We start from the raw sequence: 15,477 nt of genomic DNA, 5'->3' as shown, positions 1-15,477 counted from the left end.
TCCGGCGGCGCTCCCTTTCGCTCCACTGGTACTCGACTGGTCCCGCACTTCTGGCCTGTCGGAGCTCCGTACCTGAAGGTCTTTGCTGGACTGCTGATCACAACAATAAGGCTCGGTGCGCGGTTGCTGCGCTCAACACGCCCGGTTGAATCTGACCGAACCCGTCGGACGAGACATGTCGTGGAGATCATCGTGACCGGTATCGTTATCGCCGCGCTGGCCGTCGTTGCGGTTCTGTGCATCTCCATGGCGACGGACCTGTTGCGCGAATCCGGCGACACACGCCCACGGAAGCACGCGATGTATGAGCACGATGATCAGCGACGCGATAACGGTCGGAATTGTAGGTGGAGCGCCGGTTGCTGCGAAACAGGTCCGCCCATCGGAACTCTTCCACCGGGGCGGTCGTTTGCTCGTAGCCGACCGCATCGCGCACCGACGCCGCGAGGCTTCGACATTCGTCGTCGGCCATTTCCCAGACGTGTTCCGGCATCGCTGTGAAGGATATTCGCCGACCTTTAACATCGTACGGATAGGTCTAACGGTGGTTTTCCAAGGTCAGTCAGAAGTCGTCTTGCGCGAGTGACGACAGGTCCGCTATCGGAACAATCGGGACAGCAGACTTCACCCAGTTGCTCGCTGAGCTAGCACCGAGCAGCGACAGTGGAATGCCGCTTGCGGGGTCTCGCGTGCCGGGGCATTTCCGGCGAATCCACCTGAAACAGCCAATTCAACCGGAGACTTGCCATGCGACTCCTAGTAACCCAAGAGGGACTGCCGCGCGTTTCGTGGGGTGCGGTTTTCACTGGCGTCATTATCTCGCTCCTTGTCTACCTTGTAATGAGCGTACTTGGCACGGCCATCGGTGCGTCATTGCTCAATCCGTTATCCCAGCCAAACCCTTCCCGTGCATTTGGTTTCGGCTCAGGCGCCTGGATGATTGTCACGACCGTCGTATCCGTATTTGCCGGAGCGTACTTTTCGGGTCGTTGCGCGCCAGTTCTGGGCTGGCTGCATGGACTGCTGGCGTGGGCGGTGATGATTCTTTTCGTTGTGTTCGAGATGGCATCACTAATTGGCGGTGCGGTCAGTGTCGTCGGGAACGTCGCGTCGGCCGGCGCGGCGATCGGCGCGCCGGCGAACCAGACGAATGCGGGAAACAATCCGATAAATTCCCTGACGCAAAAGGCGGGCAACGCTATCGCATCTGTCACCGCAGCAGCGTCCAGTCCCCAAGCGGAAGCGGATGCTCGACAGGCCGCCGACACCGCGGCGCGCGCCGTGGCGCGTGCGAGCTGGTTCTCCGTCGCCGCCCTGTTCGTCGGTGCCATCATAGCGCTGGGGGCAGGAGGCCTCGGATTCCGTCATCAGCCGCCGGTCGAAGCCGGCAGTGCGGCAACATCTTCGTCCGTGCGAAGGGCGGTGTAGGCGACTGGCCCAGAAGACGACAGGGGCCACGAGTGGCCTAAGGGGCATCATGGCGACTTAACTCTTCCTGTCGGCGATGACGCCCGCGAACGCTGTCGCGCTCGTGGCGTCATCGCACCAGCGCTCTTGTCGCCGAAAGCGTGTTCTGTCGCACAGCAGTAACGACGCAACCGTCGCTAACACCTCAGCGATCGTCAACCCGCCCGAGGCGGAGCAATCTAAGAGATGCCAGAACGCCTCGCTCACTCTTCCGGGTCCGCCGTATATTGTCCCCTACCCAGTCGGCTCCTGTAGCCGGGTCCGACTTCGTTTCCGAAGCCGTCCGCGCAGCCATAGCCGTCAGGATTTTAAGGTCCGCGCCCAATATGTTCACTGACGCCAAGCCGTCGCCGCCGTGACGGCAGGTTCGGGCGTCTCAACAAATTGCCAACCGGCGCCCTCGTTCCAGGGACCCGAGTCTTCATCGCCCGGCGTCGAACCGTCTCTACCGCGGCCCATCGCGAAGATACTCAAGCGCTGCCGCACCATTTGTTTCAACAAGAAGTTTGCAAGACAGCAAGTACCGGAGACGTTTGTGAATCGTCTCGTCATACGCTGGGCGCCGGTGTCCCGTCAAATTCAGACATGTTGCCGAGCGCGAATGGTGTTTGCGCCGCTGCGCTCACACCGCGCTTTTTTCCAGTTGCGGTTCCCTACCGACTGAAGGAGAGACATGCCTGCGAGGACATTGAAGGATTTGTTCATTCATTCGCTGTCCGACATTTACAGTGCTGAAAAGCAGATGACAGAGTCGCTTCTCGCGATTATTGGCTGCGCCATCTGGAAGGCACACCACTTGCTCAGCCTTGAGCACTAACAGAATGGAGGTTTAAATGGACGAGTCTCTTCAATCCACCCACGGCGGCTCCGCCGGTTTATCTCAGCCGGCCAGTAGCTCGACACCCAAGTCCGACGACAATGACCGCGAACGACCAAACGGTGCCCGGGTTCTGGCCGACCTGAAGGACAAGATTACCGGTGCACAGGAAGTGGTCAAGACGAAGTACCGTGTCGTCTCTGAATCGACCGACGATTACGTTCATGAGGCTCCGTGGAAAGCGGTCACTATGGCACTCATCGGCGGACTCATCATCGGAATGCTTGCTCGCCGCTAATGCGGATTTACCTCTATAGGGAAAGAAACATGGACCCGGTCTCGCATGGAATCATTTTCTGGCTGATTATTGGCGGCATCGCCGGCGCTCTGGCTGGTCGTATAGTCGACGGCGGCGGCTTCGGCATCGTTGTCGATATCATCGTCGGAATTGTTGGAGCGTTTATCGGAGGATGGCTTGGGGGAGCCCTCGGACTTCATCTGGGCAGTGGCATCATCGGCTCATTGATAACGGCGCTCATTGGCGCGGTCATCCTGCTCGCTGTTCTGCGACTTTTCAGCCGAGGTCGCACGCGTCCACTCTAGAGCGCTCACTTTTACACTGGGTGGGCCGCTACCGATCGTAAGTGGGCAGGGCGAGAATCAGTCCGGCAGGCGGCCGAGCACCAACGAAAAGCGATGAAGATGCGCCCGACCGCATCTTCATCGCCGAATCAACTCAAGCGCATTTCCGCGCGATATTTCAACTTCGGAACGCCTTGGTGCCGGTTCTGTCTTGTTGGCCCCGCGCCAGTTGTCGCATCACTTCAACCAACCGGTTTTAGTTCTTTCCGTTGCGATTCCGCGAACGGGTTGTCGTCACTCACCAAGGGCCGGCTGAACGGGGCCACGACCTTGGGTTTTTCAGGGTGGCGAGTATCGTCGCGCCCGTCATCGGGCTGCCGTTGTCGCAGTGCAGCAGCGGACTTCCTGCCACGCACTTCGCCACACTAGCACGTCGTATCAGCAACGCAGCCAGTTCCGCCGACTCGGCATCATGCACGTCGTGACCGACTATCTGCCGCTGCAGCCTGGGTTTCGCCGAGCAAGACCTTCCGGACGGTGCCTCCGAGCCATGCGGTGATCCCGGAGCGGCCGGCAACGACGATAGTCCGGCGAGGTCCGAGGACGATGGCGCCGACGCATAACGCCAGCAGCAGCGTGACGCGCGGTGCCTCCGTGAGCGAGACGACGAGGCCAAGCGCGGGAGAGCGCGTCTGTCCCCGTATGCTCGGGGTCGATGGTGGGAGGCTATTTGCCAGTAGCAGCCCTGCGCGTGTTTCCGCCATGCGCAGCAGGATGGCGGTCTCGGCTTCCCTGATGCTAACGGTGCAGTTCATTTCAGCGCCTCCTTCAACGTGTCGAGATCGCTCCGGATTTCTCTCTGCAAAAGATGAAGCGAGCGTCCAGGTTTCTGGGCGCGGACGAAGAGCAAAGAAATCACGGAAACCACCAGCCACGTCGCGGCAACGCCCCATACCACCTGGAGAAAGTAAGGCGTACGCCACGCGGTCGCGATGATCGCAATGCACACGAACGACAGTGTGAACAGCCCGGCGACGGCCAGGGCAACCAGTGCGCTCAACTCGCGGACCAGGCGCGTCCTGGTCTCCTCAAGTTCGACCCCGAGCAACTCACCATAATCAGTGGCTCGCTCGACGCAAAATCTGCCGACGTTTCGCCACTTCGTGACTTTCGAACGCATGGACATTGCGGAACTCCTCGAGGTCGGCTCGTTGTGGAAGCGCCTTGGCGCACCACCTGGTGTAAATGGCCTTACTCCCGATCTCTCCAGTCGCTTCGGCTGTTATCGGGCGTCGAGCGATTTGCCGCGCGTAACGCCCCGAGGACGAATCCGACGCCGGCGGCAATTGCCAGCGCCGCGAGCGGCCGCTCCACCGTAGATTCGCGTACGACATCCACAAAGTCGGCATAGAGTTGCTGCGCTTTGCCACTCAGTTCGCTTGCCGTTTCGCTAACTTGCGCGCCGACATTGCCGAGCAGGTCCCCGGCGGCTGGCTGCACATCGCCGGCGACTTCCTCCTCAGTTCCTTCTCCGTTTGTCGTTTCCATGGTCTGCTCCTCAGGTGCGTGCGGTCAGGCTGCACCGAAAAAATGCGCCCGCGCGAATGTCGTGAACCACGCCCCTGCGCAAAGCACTGGATCGGCAGCGGGAGGCGTGCAAGATGCTGCGCAAAATCCGGGCCCAATTCGGCAATTCGTTGACGCGCGCTCGCAGCGCTTGCGCTTTCCAAAGTCGGCGCTCCATCGCGATTTCGTCGTAGGTAACAAAAATACCGGTCCCGTCCATTAACGGATCGAACATGGAAAGTGATCGCCGCGGCAAAGCGTTGCGCCCGCTGGCTTGTATCCTGGCCACGGCGATCATCAGATCGCGTGAGGGAGGATCCGGCGATTTCGGGCTGCCGCTATGGAAAAAGCTCCTGTGTCAGCAGCGCTTTTTCGAGTCGACACGCCCGCACATCATGAACGCGTGACCATGGAGACGCAAATGGACTTGCGCTTCAGAAACTTCACCATTGCAGCGCTGATGTCGACCTGTCCGGCGACCGGATCCGCGCAAGACACGGGTGCGGTCCATCAGGCGGGAGCAAGTGGTGTAGGGGTTGCACGATCAGGGCCGGCGATGCAGGGCGCTAGCGTCACGCAGGCGCCGCAAGGTACAAAGGCGGCCGTGGTCAACAGGAGGCGCGCATTCGCCAAGGAGTGCGGGCCGCTTGGCATTCGCGTGAATGCGTTGCTGCCGGGCCTCACCAAAGCCAAATTCGCCGGCGCCCTGTTCGCAGATCAGGCGATGTACGAAAGCTGGATCGGTCGGCGCCGCCGAACTGGCGCTCGAACTGGTTTCTAATCTCGTGCGACAGATTTGCGGGCGCCGTTACGAGAAGCGTCCGCGTCGCACACGGCATTTCTCGCCATGTGCTACCGCAGGGGCATTGTCGGAGTGGCTCAGGTTCTCTTCAGGAAGCAGGTAGCCGTTGCCGTGGCGAGCAGCTTGCCGTCAAGAGACTTCAACGTACCTTCGGAGGTTGCGATGTTCCGAGAGAGATGGACCGTTCTGCCTTCCGCCACGACGTCCTGATCGCGCGGCACAGGTCGCAACATTTTCACTTGCAGGTCGATCGTGCCATACCCGACGCCTGGCTCCAACATCGAATGTACGGCGCAACCGGTCACGGAATCCAGTACGGTTGCCGTGAAGCCGCCGTGTACCCCGCCTAGAGGATTCAGATGCTGGCTGCTGGCGCGCGCTGTCATCTTCACATATCCGGCATCGACCTCGGCAAACGACATGGGAATCGTCTCTCCCATAGAAGCGCGAGGCAATTGGCCCGAAGCAGCTGCACGCAGCAATTCAAGACCGCTCATTTCCAATGGTTGCATCCTCTTCCTCCGAAACGCCTTTGCGTTCAATATTCGCTTCGAAGTGTAGATGTATTGGCTCGGAATTGAACGTCGTCGGAGTTAACGCGCTGTTAACTGAAACTTGACATCAGGACAACAGCGGCGATGACTACGCTTTGGCGCGTTTGCGAGCCGTGCGCGACACCGCTTTCTTTCCGGAGAGTTCGCATTGCTGGATCACGCGCTCGAGGTGATCCGGACCGGCCGTGATCGCGCTAAGCAAGGTCATCAATACAAAATCGATCAGCTTTGAGATTGAGACTTTCGTGTCAGCTCGTGGTGCGCGATTCGCCAGGATGAGCGTGGCGAGACCATGTTCCATGCTCCACGCGGCGTGCGTCACCAGCTTCAGATCGGCCTGGGTCCAGCCAGTTTCGATTGCCAGTGCCTCGATCGTTTCGGAAAACAAGCCAAAAGACCGGTTACTTTCCTCGATGAGCTCTGGATACGCCTGATGCGCGACGATGCGAGGACCGATCATCAGGCCGAACAGTCCATTGTGGCGCTGTGCGAACTCAACATACTCCCGCATCATCCGGTACGCTTTGGAAAGCGCCGTATCTTCGCTGTCACGGATCGCAACGCGCAACGCAGCGAGATCACGATAACCACTCGCCGCGATCGTCGCCAGCAATTCGTCGATACCCGAGAAATGACGCGAGGGCGCGGCTTCCGATACGCCCACCATGCGCGCGAGGTAACGCAGGCTCAAGTCCTGTGCGGATACTTCCATGAGCGCACTGCGTCCCGCTTCGATGAGCGCGTTGCGGAGATTGCCGTGGTGGTAATCCGCATTCTTCGCGATAGGTGACTTGGGACTCACGTGGCCTTCGTTCGTGGAGTAAAACAAGGAATCGATTATATATTCTGCGCGAAGAGGCACGCACTATTGCTGATCGCGCGCTGACAACCGTAATCCGCTACGGGCATTCTAGCCGCGTAACGGCTCGGTAGGCTGCCGGTGGGCTTACCACGAGTACCTTGCGCGCCCACGCCGGCATCTTCTCGTCACATTGGGCATCGAACCGATACATCGTCAACGGGCGATCGCTTCCTGACAATGCGTTGCACGCCGAAAAGAAGCACCACGACGCCGAGTGCCTGGACGCAGGCGATCATGATGAACCCGCTCGCGTAAGTGCCCGTCGCGTCGCGGACATATCCAATCAGAAACGGTGTAACGAAACCGGCGATGTTGGCGACGGAACTGATCAATGGCACGCCGACCACCATCGACTTGCCGCTGAGAAGACCGACAGACATTTGCCAGAAGAGCGTTATACCGGCTCCCGTTCCCGCGAAACCAAGAACTAGCAGGAAAAACGTCGCGGTCATACTGCCATGCCATACGAAAACGAGTGCCGAAAGGCTCACAGCAGTAAAGACCGACGCCAGCGCACAGAAGAGCCGGCGACGCTGCGCACTGCCCCCGATGCTGCAGATAATTACATTGCCCAATGCCCCCAATGCGCGGGCACCAGCGACCGCACGGCCGATCTCTTTGAATCCGCCGAATCCCGCTTCACGCAGTATCGTCGGGGAGAAGAAACAGTGCGGCGGTGGCGGCCAGCAGGCTAAAGTGGGCGGCGCTCAAGATCCAGATGGCGGGGAAGGAGGGCGTCGTCATCAGACGATGCCTCCTCTTGACGGGCTTCATTGACCACTTCCATTCGGTCCTCCGATGTCTTGTGTCGATACGGGTACTACGACGCATATCGCGGCGATCAAAGCTCGTCCGTCACATTCTGCAACTCACGCGCTTGCGAAAGAACGGTGGCCCCGATCTTCGTTGCCGACGGTAGTGGGCCGCCGACCAGAATGCCGGTATCGATTGCATGGCGGATTTCGCTATCGGCCATTCCTGCTTCGTGGAACACCTGCTCGTTATGCTCGCCGCGAAACGCGGGCGCGCTGCGCATGCCAAGCTCGTCATCGGAGAAGTTCCATGGATAGCCGTGTATCAGATACGACCCGCCGCGACGATCCGAAATCTCGTGTACAGCACCCCATTGCTTTGCCCAATCGGTCTCGGCGAGTTCCTTCAGCGTACGAATTTGCCCCATCGCGATTTTGGCCTCGTCGAGTTGCGCATCGAGCGACTTGAGATCGCGGAACGACAGCATCCACGTCTGGATCACCGCGTGCAACGCCTTGTAGTTCTGCAGGCGGCGCTCAGCGGTACTGAAACGCGGGTCCTGTGCAAAGTCCATACGGCGCATGGCGCGCAAGTAGTTCGGAAACGTGTTGCTGCCGACGATGCTTTGCGCCGCCACGAACTCTTCGCCACCGGGGCCGACGAAATGCGGTCCATCGGCGGCGCCGAGGATGCCCGGTTCGGCGCCCGTTTCGACACCCGCGAGATCGAGGTGCGCGCGCTCGTTGATCGACAGCATCACTGCCGCCATGGCCACGTCGATGTACTGGCCGCGCCCAGTGACTTCACGCTTGCGCACTGCCGCGAGCACGGCAATGGTCGCCTGCAGGCCCGCATAGACGTCCGCATGCGATAGGGGATCGGTCCATCTGCGGCCCTCGCTTGCACTGTCGAAATGTCGCAACGTGTTGTGCGTGAATCCCGTTTCGGCCTGCACGGTCGGTGCGTAAGCCATGCGCGACGCCCAAGGACCGCGCTGGCCATAGCCTGTGATTGATACATAGACCAGCCTTGGATTGCGGCGGGAAAGCGTGTCGTAGTCGAGTCCGAAACCCTTGAGTGTCCCGGCTCGAAAGTTTTCGACGACAATGTCGGCGTCGTCGCACAGGCGTAGCACGAACTCACGCGCGCCCGGCGCGTTCAGGTCGATGCTGATATTGCGCTTGCCGCTATTTTGCTGGGCGTAGTAGCCGGACATGCCGTCGCGATTCGGGAACGCGGCACGCGATACGTCGGGCCGAGGCGGCTCGATCTTGATGACGTCAGCACCGAGATCGGCTAGCGTCCGCGCGCACAGCGGGCCGGCCAGCACGCGGGAAAAATCGACGACCTTGAGTCCTTCGAGCGGTCCGGTCATGTCAGTTCCCTTCGAAAACAGCGGTGCCAGGGCCGGCCTTGTCAAAGGCCTCCAGTCCACGTTTTAGATCCTGCGACGCCCAGATCGGCTTTTGCAGTTCGAACATCGCCTCGTCGGCAGCGGCCACGCCTTCGTTGACCGCGACCCGTACTAGCTGCTTGGTGGCTGCATGCGCGACGGTCGGACCGGCCGCCAGTTCCTGAGCGACGGACAACGCCACTTCATCGAGCTTGTCGTCGGGCACGACGAGATTGATCAAGCCCCAGCGTTCGAGCGTCGCCGCGTCGTAACGACGACCGAGCAACGCGAGCTCTTTCGCACGCGCCGGACCGGCACGCATCACCTGACGCTGGATGCCGCCGAGCAGCGGGTGCAAGCCGAGCGCGACCTCAACCGAGCCGATCTTGGCTGATTCGGCGACGACGCTGAAGTCACAGGCGAGCGCCACTTCGAAGCCACCGCCGAGGCAGGTGCCGTTCACCGCGACAACGATGGGGATCGGAAGGCTTTCGAAGCCACGAAGCACCTCGAGCGGATCCATCAGTGCTTTTCCTTGTTTGGCAATACGATCCGGAAAGAGCGCCACTTCAGCGCCGGCCGAGAAATGCCGCAGATTGCTGCGCAGGAGGATCGCGCGCGAGCCGCGTTTGACCGCCTCGTCGAATTCATCGAGTAGCGCGCGATACAGCGTCGGGCCCATCAGATTGTGCGGTCGGCGGTTCATCGTAAGGACCGTTACGTGGCCTTTGATTTCTGTCTGAACAATTGCTTCGTCCATTTTTGCTCCGGGTTCTTCAGATTCGTATCTCTCGCATGCCTGTATGTTAACAAGCATAACATTTAGTCAAAAAAATAGCGCCGGCATTAACTTGAATAGGGTCGCCTCCCAGCTCCGGTGGTTGATCAATGTCAATGAGTAAAGGCACAGCTGGCGCCCATCGCGGGCCGAGCCTGTGCAGGAGGGAAGCCAATGTTCGACCAAAGTATGCAGCGATTTTCGTTCACAAGCCAAAACGTTCTCCGGAAGTCCACAGCGGGGAGCGGACGAGCATTTCAATCATCGAGGCCTGCCACGACGCGCGCGTCTCTTTCGGCGCCGTCTCCCAATACGGCCAGAGCTTCCTGATATGCCTCACTCTGAAATGTAGCGAGCGCCTGATCGAAGCTCGGGAATTCGACCACGACGGTCCGTTCCTTTATGCCAGCCTGAAACGCAACGACTTCGCCGCCTCGCACCAGAAATTTTCCACCCGCTGCTTTCACTACCTGTGTCGCGAGGACGCCGTACGCCGCGAGTTTGGTCGCGTCATGGACCGCCCGATACGCTGCCACCCAATATCCCTTTGCCATTTCGCCTTCCCATATTTGAAGAAGATACACGACAATAGTAACGGCGTTAACATGAATATCAATGAGGGTTTTTCCTGGCCAAAAAAGCTGGTCGTCGAACGTGTTAACAGTGTTAGCATTTGTCAACGCGATGACTCATTGCCAACTTTTTTGCGGAGAACTTCATGCCGTACACGACGATCAATCCTGCAAGCGGCGAACTGCTCGCCACCTACGACGATATATCCGACGAGTCGCTCGAAGCGAAACTCGCTGCCGCGCAGCGCGCTTTTGAAACCGACTGGCGTCGTCGTCCCGTCAGCGACCGGGCTCGCATCGTGTCGCGCGCTGCGATGCTGTTGCGCGAGGAGGCCGACGAATATGCGGGCTATCTGACGCTGGAAATGGGCAAGCGAAGGGGCGAAGCGCGCAAGGAAGTGGAGTCGGCGGCAAACATTCTCGACTACTACGCAAAACACGCGCATGCCTATCTGCAACCGCGCGCGCTCGATGAAGCGCCCGGTGCTGCCGTGCACGTCGAGCCAATCGGTGTGCTCTTCGGCATCGAGCCTTGGAATTTCCCGTACTACCAGATTGCGCGTGTGGCCGGTCCGCGATTGATGGTCGGTAACGTGCTGCTGCTCAAGCATGCGGAAAGCGTCCCGCAATCGGCGTTGGCGTTCGCCCGGCTGTTCGAGAAAGCGGGGGCGCCGGAAGGTGTCTATACGAATCTGTTCATCTCGATCGAACAGGCTGGCCGCGTCATCGACGATCCGCGCGTGCAGGGCGTAACGCTGACGGGCAGCGAGCGCGCCGGCGCCGCCGTCGCCGAGCGTGCGGGCCGCAATCTGAAGAAGGTCGTTCTCGAACTGGGCGGCAGCGATCCATTCATCGTGCTAGACGATGCGCCGCTCGATTGGGCGATCCAAAGCGCGGTCGCAGGCCGCATGCTCAATGCAGGTCAATGCTGCGTGGGCTCCAAGCGCATTATCGTGGTCGGCAAGGAACGCGGTGCCGCTTTTTTGGAGGGCTTCACGCAGCGGATGGCAGAGCTCGAGACGGGCGATCCAGCCGATCCGGCGACCGCCGTCGCACCGCTTTCGTCGGAGCGCGCGTTGCAGTTGCTGCTTGAGCAGATCGATCGCGCGGCTTCGCATGGCGCTCGCATTGCGTGTGGCGGAAAACGTGTCGAGCGTCCGGGCTTCTATTTGCAACCGACTGTCCTCACCGACATCTCGCCGCAGAACCCCATCTTCGCCGAAGAACTGTTCGGCCCGGTCGCCGCTTTCTATGTCGTCGAGGACGAAGCGGCTGCGATCGCGCTAGCCAATGGGACGCCTTATGGTCTCGGTGCGTCGGTGTTTACGGCCAATACCGAACGCGGCGAGCAAGTAGCCGCACAGATTGACAGTGGCATGGTGTTCATCAATCAGCCGTTCGGCACGTCGGCGGAACTGCCGTTCGGCGGCATCAAGCGCTCAGGGTTTGGGCGAGAGCTTTCTCTGCTGGGCTTCGACGAATTCGTCAACAAGAAGCTGATCCGGGTTGCGCCCGTCGGCGCTTCACCGTTCGGCCCCGCGCGGGCCGCCTGAGCGCGCGATTGCAGCGCCTGATTCTTTTCTCCTTTTGAACAGACACCATGACGAGCAAGACGATTATCAGTTGTGCACTCACTGGCAGCGACGATACCCAGCGCGTGAACCCCGCCGTTCCGGTAACGCCCGAGCAGATTGCCAATGAGGCCATTGCTGCATATGAAGCGGGCGCGAGCATCGCGCACATTCACGTTCGTGACCCGAAGACCGGCGCGCCAAGCACTGAGCTGGCGCACTACGGCGAAGTCGTTGCGCGCATCCGCAAAAGTGGATGCCCGATATTGATCAACCTGACGACAGGACCGGGGGCGCGTTTCGTTCCCAGCGACGAGGACCCGAACCGGGGAAGCGAACTCAGCACGATGATGACGCCCGAGGCGCGCGTGCGGCATGTGCTGGAGTTGCGCCCGGAAATCTGCACGCTGGACATCGCAACGATGAACTTCGGCAATCGCGCATTCGTGAACGTGTCCGACCATCTGATCAAGATGGCAACCTTGATTGAAGAAGCCGGCGTGAAACCGGAACTCGAGGTATTCGATCTGGGCCACGTGCGCCTCGCTCGCCATCTGATCGAAACGCAGGGCATCCTGCAGGCGCCGTTGTTCCAGTTGTGTCTTGGCGTGCCGTGGGGCGCATCCGCCGATACCGAGAGCCTTCTGCAGATGAAACGCTATCTGCCCGCGAATGCCCGCTGGTCGGCATTCGGCATCTCGCGTGCCCAGTTTCCAATCGTGGCGCAAAGCGTGATTCTCGGCGGACATGTACGCGTCGGCCTGGAGGACAACCTTTATCTGGCCAAAGGGGAACTGGCGCCGGGCAACGCGGCGCTGGTGAAACGCGCGGTCAGTATCGTCAAAAGCATCGGCGGGGAGGTGGCAACACCCGGCGACGCGCGCAGCATACTCGGCCTTTCCCGTCGCCACTAGAACGGGTGCGACGATGTGATTGCACTTCTATGTGACGAGTCGCCATCAATGCTGCATTGCGAAAGCATTGATTTCAAACGGTAGCCTATCCTTGGGCTATCTATCACGCCGCGTCGCTCATGTCTGGTTCGCCTTATCTTTCAAGACAACTGGATGTTCTGGCATAAGAAACGCGGCATCTATTGATGTATGGAGACAAAAATGCCTTTGTGGAATATCTATCATCCCCCCGGTGCCTACACGGCTGAAGACAAGCAGGAGATGGCGAAACGAATCACCGGTATCTACATCATTCCTCCCTTTTACGTCGGCGTTCTGTTTCATGAACAGCCGAAAGACTCCTTTTTCATGGGAGGTGAGTCGCGAGGCGATTTCGTCAGAATCCGACTGGATCATTTCGCCAGACATATCGCCAACGACGTCGCGTGGACGGAGTCGTGGCTGCGCAAGGCGAACGCTGCCATTGCGCCATTCGTCCAGGACCGGGGCTACCACTACGAACTGCATGTCGGCGAAACGCCGCAACAACTGTGGTTGATCGACGGCATTCGCCCACCGCGGCCCGATACGGAAGCTGAAAAGAAATGGAAACGCGAAAACCGGGCGTCGCCATATGAGCCGAGCGAAGGTTGAAGCGATCAGCTTCGTCTGAAGCTATTGGGGCTGAGTCTATTGACACGCTGAACCCAATCGATTGCGGTGAAAGTCCGGCTTTCGCCGCAGTCTCTCCCGACCGTATGGAAGAGCACATGAAGGCCTTGATAATCGAACGTAACGGCGAGCCGTCAGGGGTAGTCCACTGGCGTGATTTGCCCGAACCCACCCCCGGGCCCGGTGAAGTCCGCGTGAAGATGCTTCTCGCACCCGTGCATCCCTCCGACCTGCACGTGATTCGTGGTCGTTTCGCCCGTCAGCGTCAGCCGGTGCTTCCGGCGTCGCCCGGGTCCGAGGGCGTCGGCGTCATCGACGCCGTGGGCAGCGACGTGTCACGCACGCGGGTAGGAGAACGTGTTGTGTTGCTGGACGTGCCAGGAACGTGGCGAGAGCAGGTCATCAGTCCAGTCGACCGTGCGATACCGGTTCCGGCTGCAATCTCCGACGAAGACGCCGCGCAGGCCTTGATCAACCCAATGACCGCATGGGCGATGACGATGTCGGAGCATCAGCTCGAACGCGGCGACTGGTTGGTCCAGAGCGCGGCGGGCTCGACAGTCGGACGCCTCGTGCTGCAGATCGCGAAGGCACAGGGGTTCCGCACCATCAACCTCGTGCGCCGTGAAGAGCAGGTCGCCGAGATACAGGCACTGGGCGGTGACGTCGTGTTATGCACGGCTGACGAACGCTGGCCCGAGCAACTGAAAACGGCCACTGGCGACAAAGGCATCGTAAGCGCGATCGACTGCGTCGCGGGCCAGACAGGCGCCACGCTTGCGCGTCAGTTGGCCACGAATGGGCGCATGCTTGTCTACGGCGCCTTGTCGTCGCATCGTCAGATGGATCCGGCGGCGTTCGAGATGCCGATTTTCGCCCCGGCGTTGATCTATTCGGCTGCCGAGGTGCGCGGCTGGCTGATCTTCTCGTGGCTCGCACGCAAAGGAGTGAGTGAAGCCAGCCAGACGCTGCGCAGTCTGCTCGATCGTATGGCCGAGGGCACCTTGAAGCCGCCCGCAGCGCAGCGCTACAGCCTCGACCGCGCACACGAAGCCTTCGTGGCTGCTGAAAGCGCCGCACACGACGCCAAGCCGCTGCTGGTGTTCGCGCAGCGCTGAGCTCCTGGCCGCGGCTGACTTAAACTGGCGGCCTATTCTGGAAATGGGAAAGCGGCCGCAGTCGATCGCCTGGTAATCACGCGCACCGTCAAATCATGGATCTGAACCTGGTCAGCCTGTTCGTCGAAATCGTCGAGTCGCGTAGCCTCAGCGCCGCCGCACGCAAACTGGGCATGACGCGCGCGAACATCAGTCAGCGGCTCAAGCTGCTGGAGCGCGAGACGGGCGCGCAACTGCTGCGCCGCTCCACACGCAGTTTCGAACTGACGCAAGCCGGCCACACGCTGTACGAATGCGGACAGCGCATGCTCGAAGACCTGAGCACGGCGAGGGCCTCGATCGACAGCCTCGGACAGACGTTGAGCGGCCGTGTTCGCATTAGCGTGCCCACGGGCTTCGGCAGGATGTTTCTCGGCGGCAAGCTGCTGGAGTTCGCGCGCATGCATCCGAACATCGCGCTCACGGTCACGTTCAACAACCGGATCGAAGACCTGATCGCAGCCGAAGTCGACGTCGCGATACGAATTACGACAACGCCGCCGCTCGATTACGTGGCGCGCGTTATCTGCTCGATCGACTGGAATCTGGTTGCGTCGGCGGACTACGTCGACAAGCACGGTCCCATCGACTGTCCGAGCGACCTCGAAAAGCAGACGCTGGTCGCATCACCTTATCCTGGCCGCCGCGTCACGATGACGCTCACGCACCGCGAGGACGAGACAGACGTCCACGTGATCACGATGCAGCCTGCGCTTCAGTCTTCGGACTATCCATTTCTGACGGAAGCCGTGTGTCAGGGCATGGGCATCGGTCTGTTGCCGGCCTACGTGCCGCTCGCTCCGATGAGCTGCGAACTGACGCGAGTCCTTCCGCATTTCCGCGTAGCCGGCATGCAGAACACGTTGTATATCGTGACGCTGCCTAATCGCTACCCGTCGCCCGCGACGCAAGCGCTGATCGACTACCTGCGCGCCGAAATCCTTTCGCTCGCGCAAGCCTGGAGCTAGACCGCCGGGCTTCACTCCGACGGGCACATCACCCCGCTCGATCAAGACTCTCCCATGTCCAGTGTCAACT

General features: G+C 60.3%; 20 protein-coding genes and 3 pseudogenes. 10 read left to right on the top strand and 13 right to left on the bottom strand.

Annotation, left to right across the window (positions count from 1 at the left end):
• Nucleotides 1–205: 205 nt before the first annotated feature.
• Nucleotides 206–493 carry a ParB-like protein gene (locus B0G81_RS44665; RefSeq protein WP_243856498.1) on the bottom strand — a complete coding sequence of 96 codons (288 nt, stop codon included), beginning with the start codon at nt 491–493 and terminating at the stop codon, nt 206–208.
• A 254-nt stretch (nt 494–747) separates the two neighbouring features.
• Here B0G81_RS44665 and B0G81_RS16510 point away from each other — a divergent pair, with 254 nt between their 5' ends.
• Nucleotides 748–1,428, top strand: a complete 681-nt coding sequence (locus B0G81_RS16510; RefSeq protein WP_134137579.1) for a hypothetical protein — start codon at nt 748–750, stop codon at nt 1,426–1,428.
• Nucleotides 1,429–1,708: 280 nt separating this feature from the next.
• Here B0G81_RS16510 and B0G81_RS44660 read toward each other — a convergent pair.
• A pseudogene (locus B0G81_RS44660) lies at nt 1,709–1,890 on the bottom strand (manganese catalase family protein); the annotation flags it as partial.
• 250 nt (nt 1,891–2,140) lie between these two features.
• On the opposite strand from B0G81_RS44660, the gene B0G81_RS45590 reads away from it, so the two are divergent.
• The 3 genes from B0G81_RS45590 to B0G81_RS16490 are packed head-to-tail and all read left to right on the top strand — an operon-like array spanning nt 2,141 to nt 2,887.
• The gene (locus B0G81_RS45590) at nt 2,141–2,284 is read left to right on the top strand and encodes a DUF892 family protein (protein ID WP_347877460.1); all 144 of its coding nucleotides are present in this window, start codon (nt 2,141–2,143) and stop codon (nt 2,282–2,284) included.
• A 16-nt stretch (nt 2,285–2,300) separates the two neighbouring features.
• Nucleotides 2,301–2,582: a DUF883 family protein gene (locus B0G81_RS16495; RefSeq protein WP_134137576.1), complete on the top strand. Its 282-nt coding sequence runs from the start codon at nt 2,301–2,303 to the stop codon at nt 2,580–2,582.
• Between the two features lie 29 nt (nt 2,583–2,611).
• The gene (locus B0G81_RS16490) at nt 2,612–2,887 is read left to right on the top strand and encodes a GlsB/YeaQ/YmgE family stress response membrane protein (RefSeq protein WP_106283231.1); all 276 of its coding nucleotides are present in this window, start codon (nt 2,612–2,614) and stop codon (nt 2,885–2,887) included.
• A gap of 251 nt (nt 2,888–3,138) precedes the next feature.
• Here B0G81_RS16490 and B0G81_RS44655 read toward each other — a convergent pair.
• From B0G81_RS44655 to B0G81_RS16470, 4 genes and pseudogenes are all read right to left on the bottom strand, one after another.
• Nucleotides 3,139–3,365, bottom strand: a pseudogene (locus tag B0G81_RS44655) (IS3 family transposase); the annotation flags it as partial.
• Between the two features lie 312 nt (nt 3,366–3,677).
• A complete protein-coding gene (locus B0G81_RS16480) occupies nt 3,678–4,052 on the bottom strand; it encodes a phage holin family protein (protein ID WP_106283052.1) in 375 nt (124 codons plus the stop codon).
• Nucleotides 4,053–4,117: 65 nt separating this feature from the next.
• Nucleotides 4,118–4,414 (bottom strand): CsbD family protein, encoded by a 297-nt coding sequence (locus B0G81_RS16475; protein WP_134137574.1) that lies wholly within the window; start codon nt 4,412–4,414, stop codon nt 4,118–4,120.
• A 10-nt stretch (nt 4,415–4,424) separates the two neighbouring features.
• Entirely contained in the window at nt 4,425–4,730 is a 306-nt protein-coding gene (locus tag B0G81_RS16470; RefSeq protein ID WP_134137571.1) for a hypothetical protein, read from the bottom strand.
• A 42-nt stretch (nt 4,731–4,772) separates the two neighbouring features.
• Between B0G81_RS16470 and B0G81_RS44650 the strand changes: the two are divergent.
• Nucleotides 4,773–5,171: pseudogene (locus tag B0G81_RS44650) on the top strand (SDR family oxidoreductase); the annotation flags it as partial.
• Nucleotides 5,172–5,311: 140 nt separating this feature from the next.
• On the opposite strand, the gene B0G81_RS16460 reads toward B0G81_RS44650, so the two are convergent.
• From B0G81_RS16460 to B0G81_RS16435, 7 genes are all read right to left on the bottom strand, one after another.
• Complete coding sequence (locus B0G81_RS16460; RefSeq protein ID WP_134137568.1) at nt 5,312–5,746, bottom strand: PaaI family thioesterase; 435 nt, start codon at nt 5,744–5,746, stop codon at nt 5,312–5,314.
• A gap of 130 nt (nt 5,747–5,876) precedes the next feature.
• Nucleotides 5,877–6,590, bottom strand: a complete 714-nt coding sequence (locus B0G81_RS16455) for a TetR/AcrR family transcriptional regulator (protein ID WP_243856497.1) — start codon at nt 6,588–6,590, stop codon at nt 5,877–5,879.
• 185 nt (nt 6,591–6,775) lie between these two features.
• Nucleotides 6,776–7,234: a hypothetical protein gene (locus B0G81_RS16450; protein ID WP_243856495.1), complete on the bottom strand. Its 459-nt coding sequence runs from the start codon at nt 7,232–7,234 to the stop codon at nt 6,776–6,778.
• A gap of 55 nt (nt 7,235–7,289) precedes the next feature.
• Nucleotides 7,290–7,424, bottom strand: coding sequence for a hypothetical protein (locus B0G81_RS45390; RefSeq protein ID WP_279590483.1), 135 nt, complete (start codon nt 7,422–7,424; stop codon nt 7,290–7,292).
• Nucleotides 7,425–7,491: 67 nt separating this feature from the next.
• Complete coding sequence (locus tag B0G81_RS16445; RefSeq protein WP_134137561.1) at nt 7,492–8,778, bottom strand: CoA transferase; 1,287 nt, start codon at nt 8,776–8,778, stop codon at nt 7,492–7,494.
• A 1-nt stretch (nt 8,779) separates the two neighbouring features.
• Nucleotides 8,780–9,556, bottom strand: a complete 777-nt coding sequence (locus B0G81_RS16440) for an enoyl-CoA hydratase/isomerase family protein (RefSeq protein ID WP_134137557.1) — start codon at nt 9,554–9,556, stop codon at nt 8,780–8,782.
• 275 nt (nt 9,557–9,831) lie between these two features.
• Nucleotides 9,832–10,128, bottom strand: coding sequence for a DUF1330 domain-containing protein (locus tag B0G81_RS16435; RefSeq protein ID WP_134143138.1), 297 nt, complete (start codon nt 10,126–10,128; stop codon nt 9,832–9,834).
• Nucleotides 10,129–10,292: 164 nt separating this feature from the next.
• Here B0G81_RS16435 and B0G81_RS16430 point away from each other — a divergent pair, with 164 nt between their 5' ends.
• From B0G81_RS16430 to B0G81_RS16410, 5 genes are all read left to right on the top strand, one after another.
• Entirely contained in the window at nt 10,293–11,699 is a 1,407-nt protein-coding gene (locus B0G81_RS16430; protein ID WP_134137552.1) for an NAD-dependent succinate-semialdehyde dehydrogenase, read from the top strand.
• Between the two features lie 47 nt (nt 11,700–11,746).
• Complete coding sequence (locus B0G81_RS16425; protein ID WP_134137549.1) at nt 11,747–12,631, top strand: 3-keto-5-aminohexanoate cleavage protein; 885 nt, start codon at nt 11,747–11,749, stop codon at nt 12,629–12,631.
• Between the two features lie 201 nt (nt 12,632–12,832).
• Nucleotides 12,833–13,264 (top strand): tautomerase family protein, encoded by a 432-nt coding sequence (locus B0G81_RS16420; protein ID WP_134143137.1) that lies wholly within the window; start codon nt 12,833–12,835, stop codon nt 13,262–13,264.
• A gap of 116 nt (nt 13,265–13,380) precedes the next feature.
• Nucleotides 13,381–14,400, top strand: a complete 1,020-nt coding sequence (locus tag B0G81_RS16415) for a zinc-dependent alcohol dehydrogenase family protein (RefSeq protein ID WP_166679007.1) — start codon at nt 13,381–13,383, stop codon at nt 14,398–14,400.
• A gap of 95 nt (nt 14,401–14,495) precedes the next feature.
• Nucleotides 14,496–15,407 carry a LysR family transcriptional regulator gene (locus B0G81_RS16410; protein ID WP_106283064.1) on the top strand — a complete coding sequence of 304 codons (912 nt, stop codon included), beginning with the start codon at nt 14,496–14,498 and terminating at the stop codon, nt 15,405–15,407.
• Nucleotides 15,408–15,477 lie beyond the last annotated feature (70 nt).

Source organism: Paraburkholderia sp. BL6665CI2N2 (genome assembly GCF_004366535.1).
Lineage (GTDB): Bacteria > Pseudomonadota > Gammaproteobacteria > Burkholderiales > Burkholderiaceae > Paraburkholderia.
Note: the sequence above shows the minus strand (reverse complement) of the source record. Positions and strands in the feature narration are given on the sequence as shown.

Bases quoted from the DNA above. Each gene is read 5' to 3' on its own strand.
- B0G81_RS44665 (WP_243856498.1), bottom strand. From the start codon at position 493: ATGCCGGAACACGTCTGGGAAATGGCCGACGACGAATGTCGAAGCCTC.
- B0G81_RS16510 (WP_134137579.1), top strand. From the start codon at position 748: ATGCGACTCCTAGTAACCCAAGAGGGACTGCCGCGCGTTTCGTGGGGT.
- B0G81_RS45590 (WP_347877460.1), top strand. From the start codon at position 2,141: ATGCCTGCGAGGACATTGAAGGATTTGTTCATTCATTCGCTGTCCGAC.
- B0G81_RS16495 (WP_134137576.1), top strand. From the start codon at position 2,301: ATGGACGAGTCTCTTCAATCCACCCACGGCGGCTCCGCCGGTTTATCT.
- B0G81_RS16490 (WP_106283231.1), top strand. From the start codon at position 2,612: ATGGACCCGGTCTCGCATGGAATCATTTTCTGGCTGATTATTGGCGGC.
- B0G81_RS16480 (WP_106283052.1), bottom strand. From the start codon at position 4,052: ATGTCCATGCGTTCGAAAGTCACGAAGTGGCGAAACGTCGGCAGATTT.
- B0G81_RS16475 (WP_134137574.1), bottom strand. From the start codon at position 4,414: ATGGAAACGACAAACGGAGAAGGAACTGAGGAGGAAGTCGCCGGCGAT.
- B0G81_RS16470 (WP_134137571.1), bottom strand. From the start codon at position 4,730: ATGATCGCCGTGGCCAGGATACAAGCCAGCGGGCGCAACGCTTTGCCG.
- B0G81_RS16460 (WP_134137568.1), bottom strand. From the start codon at position 5,746: ATGCAACCATTGGAAATGAGCGGTCTTGAATTGCTGCGTGCAGCTGCT.
- B0G81_RS45390 (WP_279590483.1), bottom strand. From the start codon at position 7,424: ATGAAGCCCGTCAAGAGGAGGCATCGTCTGATGACGACGCCCTCCTTC.
- B0G81_RS16445 (WP_134137561.1), bottom strand. From the start codon at position 8,778: ATGACCGGACCGCTCGAAGGACTCAAGGTCGTCGATTTTTCCCGCGTG.
- B0G81_RS16440 (WP_134137557.1), bottom strand. From the start codon at position 9,556: ATGGACGAAGCAATTGTTCAGACAGAAATCAAAGGCCACGTAACGGTC.
- B0G81_RS16435 (WP_134143138.1), bottom strand. From the start codon at position 10,128: ATGGCAAAGGGATATTGGGTGGCAGCGTATCGGGCGGTCCATGACGCG.
- B0G81_RS16430 (WP_134137552.1), top strand. From the start codon at position 10,293: ATGCCGTACACGACGATCAATCCTGCAAGCGGCGAACTGCTCGCCACC.
- B0G81_RS16425 (WP_134137549.1), top strand. From the start codon at position 11,747: ATGACGAGCAAGACGATTATCAGTTGTGCACTCACTGGCAGCGACGAT.
- B0G81_RS16420 (WP_134143137.1), top strand. From the start codon at position 12,833: ATGCCTTTGTGGAATATCTATCATCCCCCCGGTGCCTACACGGCTGAA.
- B0G81_RS16415 (WP_166679007.1), top strand. From the start codon at position 13,381: ATGAAGGCCTTGATAATCGAACGTAACGGCGAGCCGTCAGGGGTAGTC.
- B0G81_RS16410 (WP_106283064.1), top strand. From the start codon at position 14,496: ATGGATCTGAACCTGGTCAGCCTGTTCGTCGAAATCGTCGAGTCGCGT.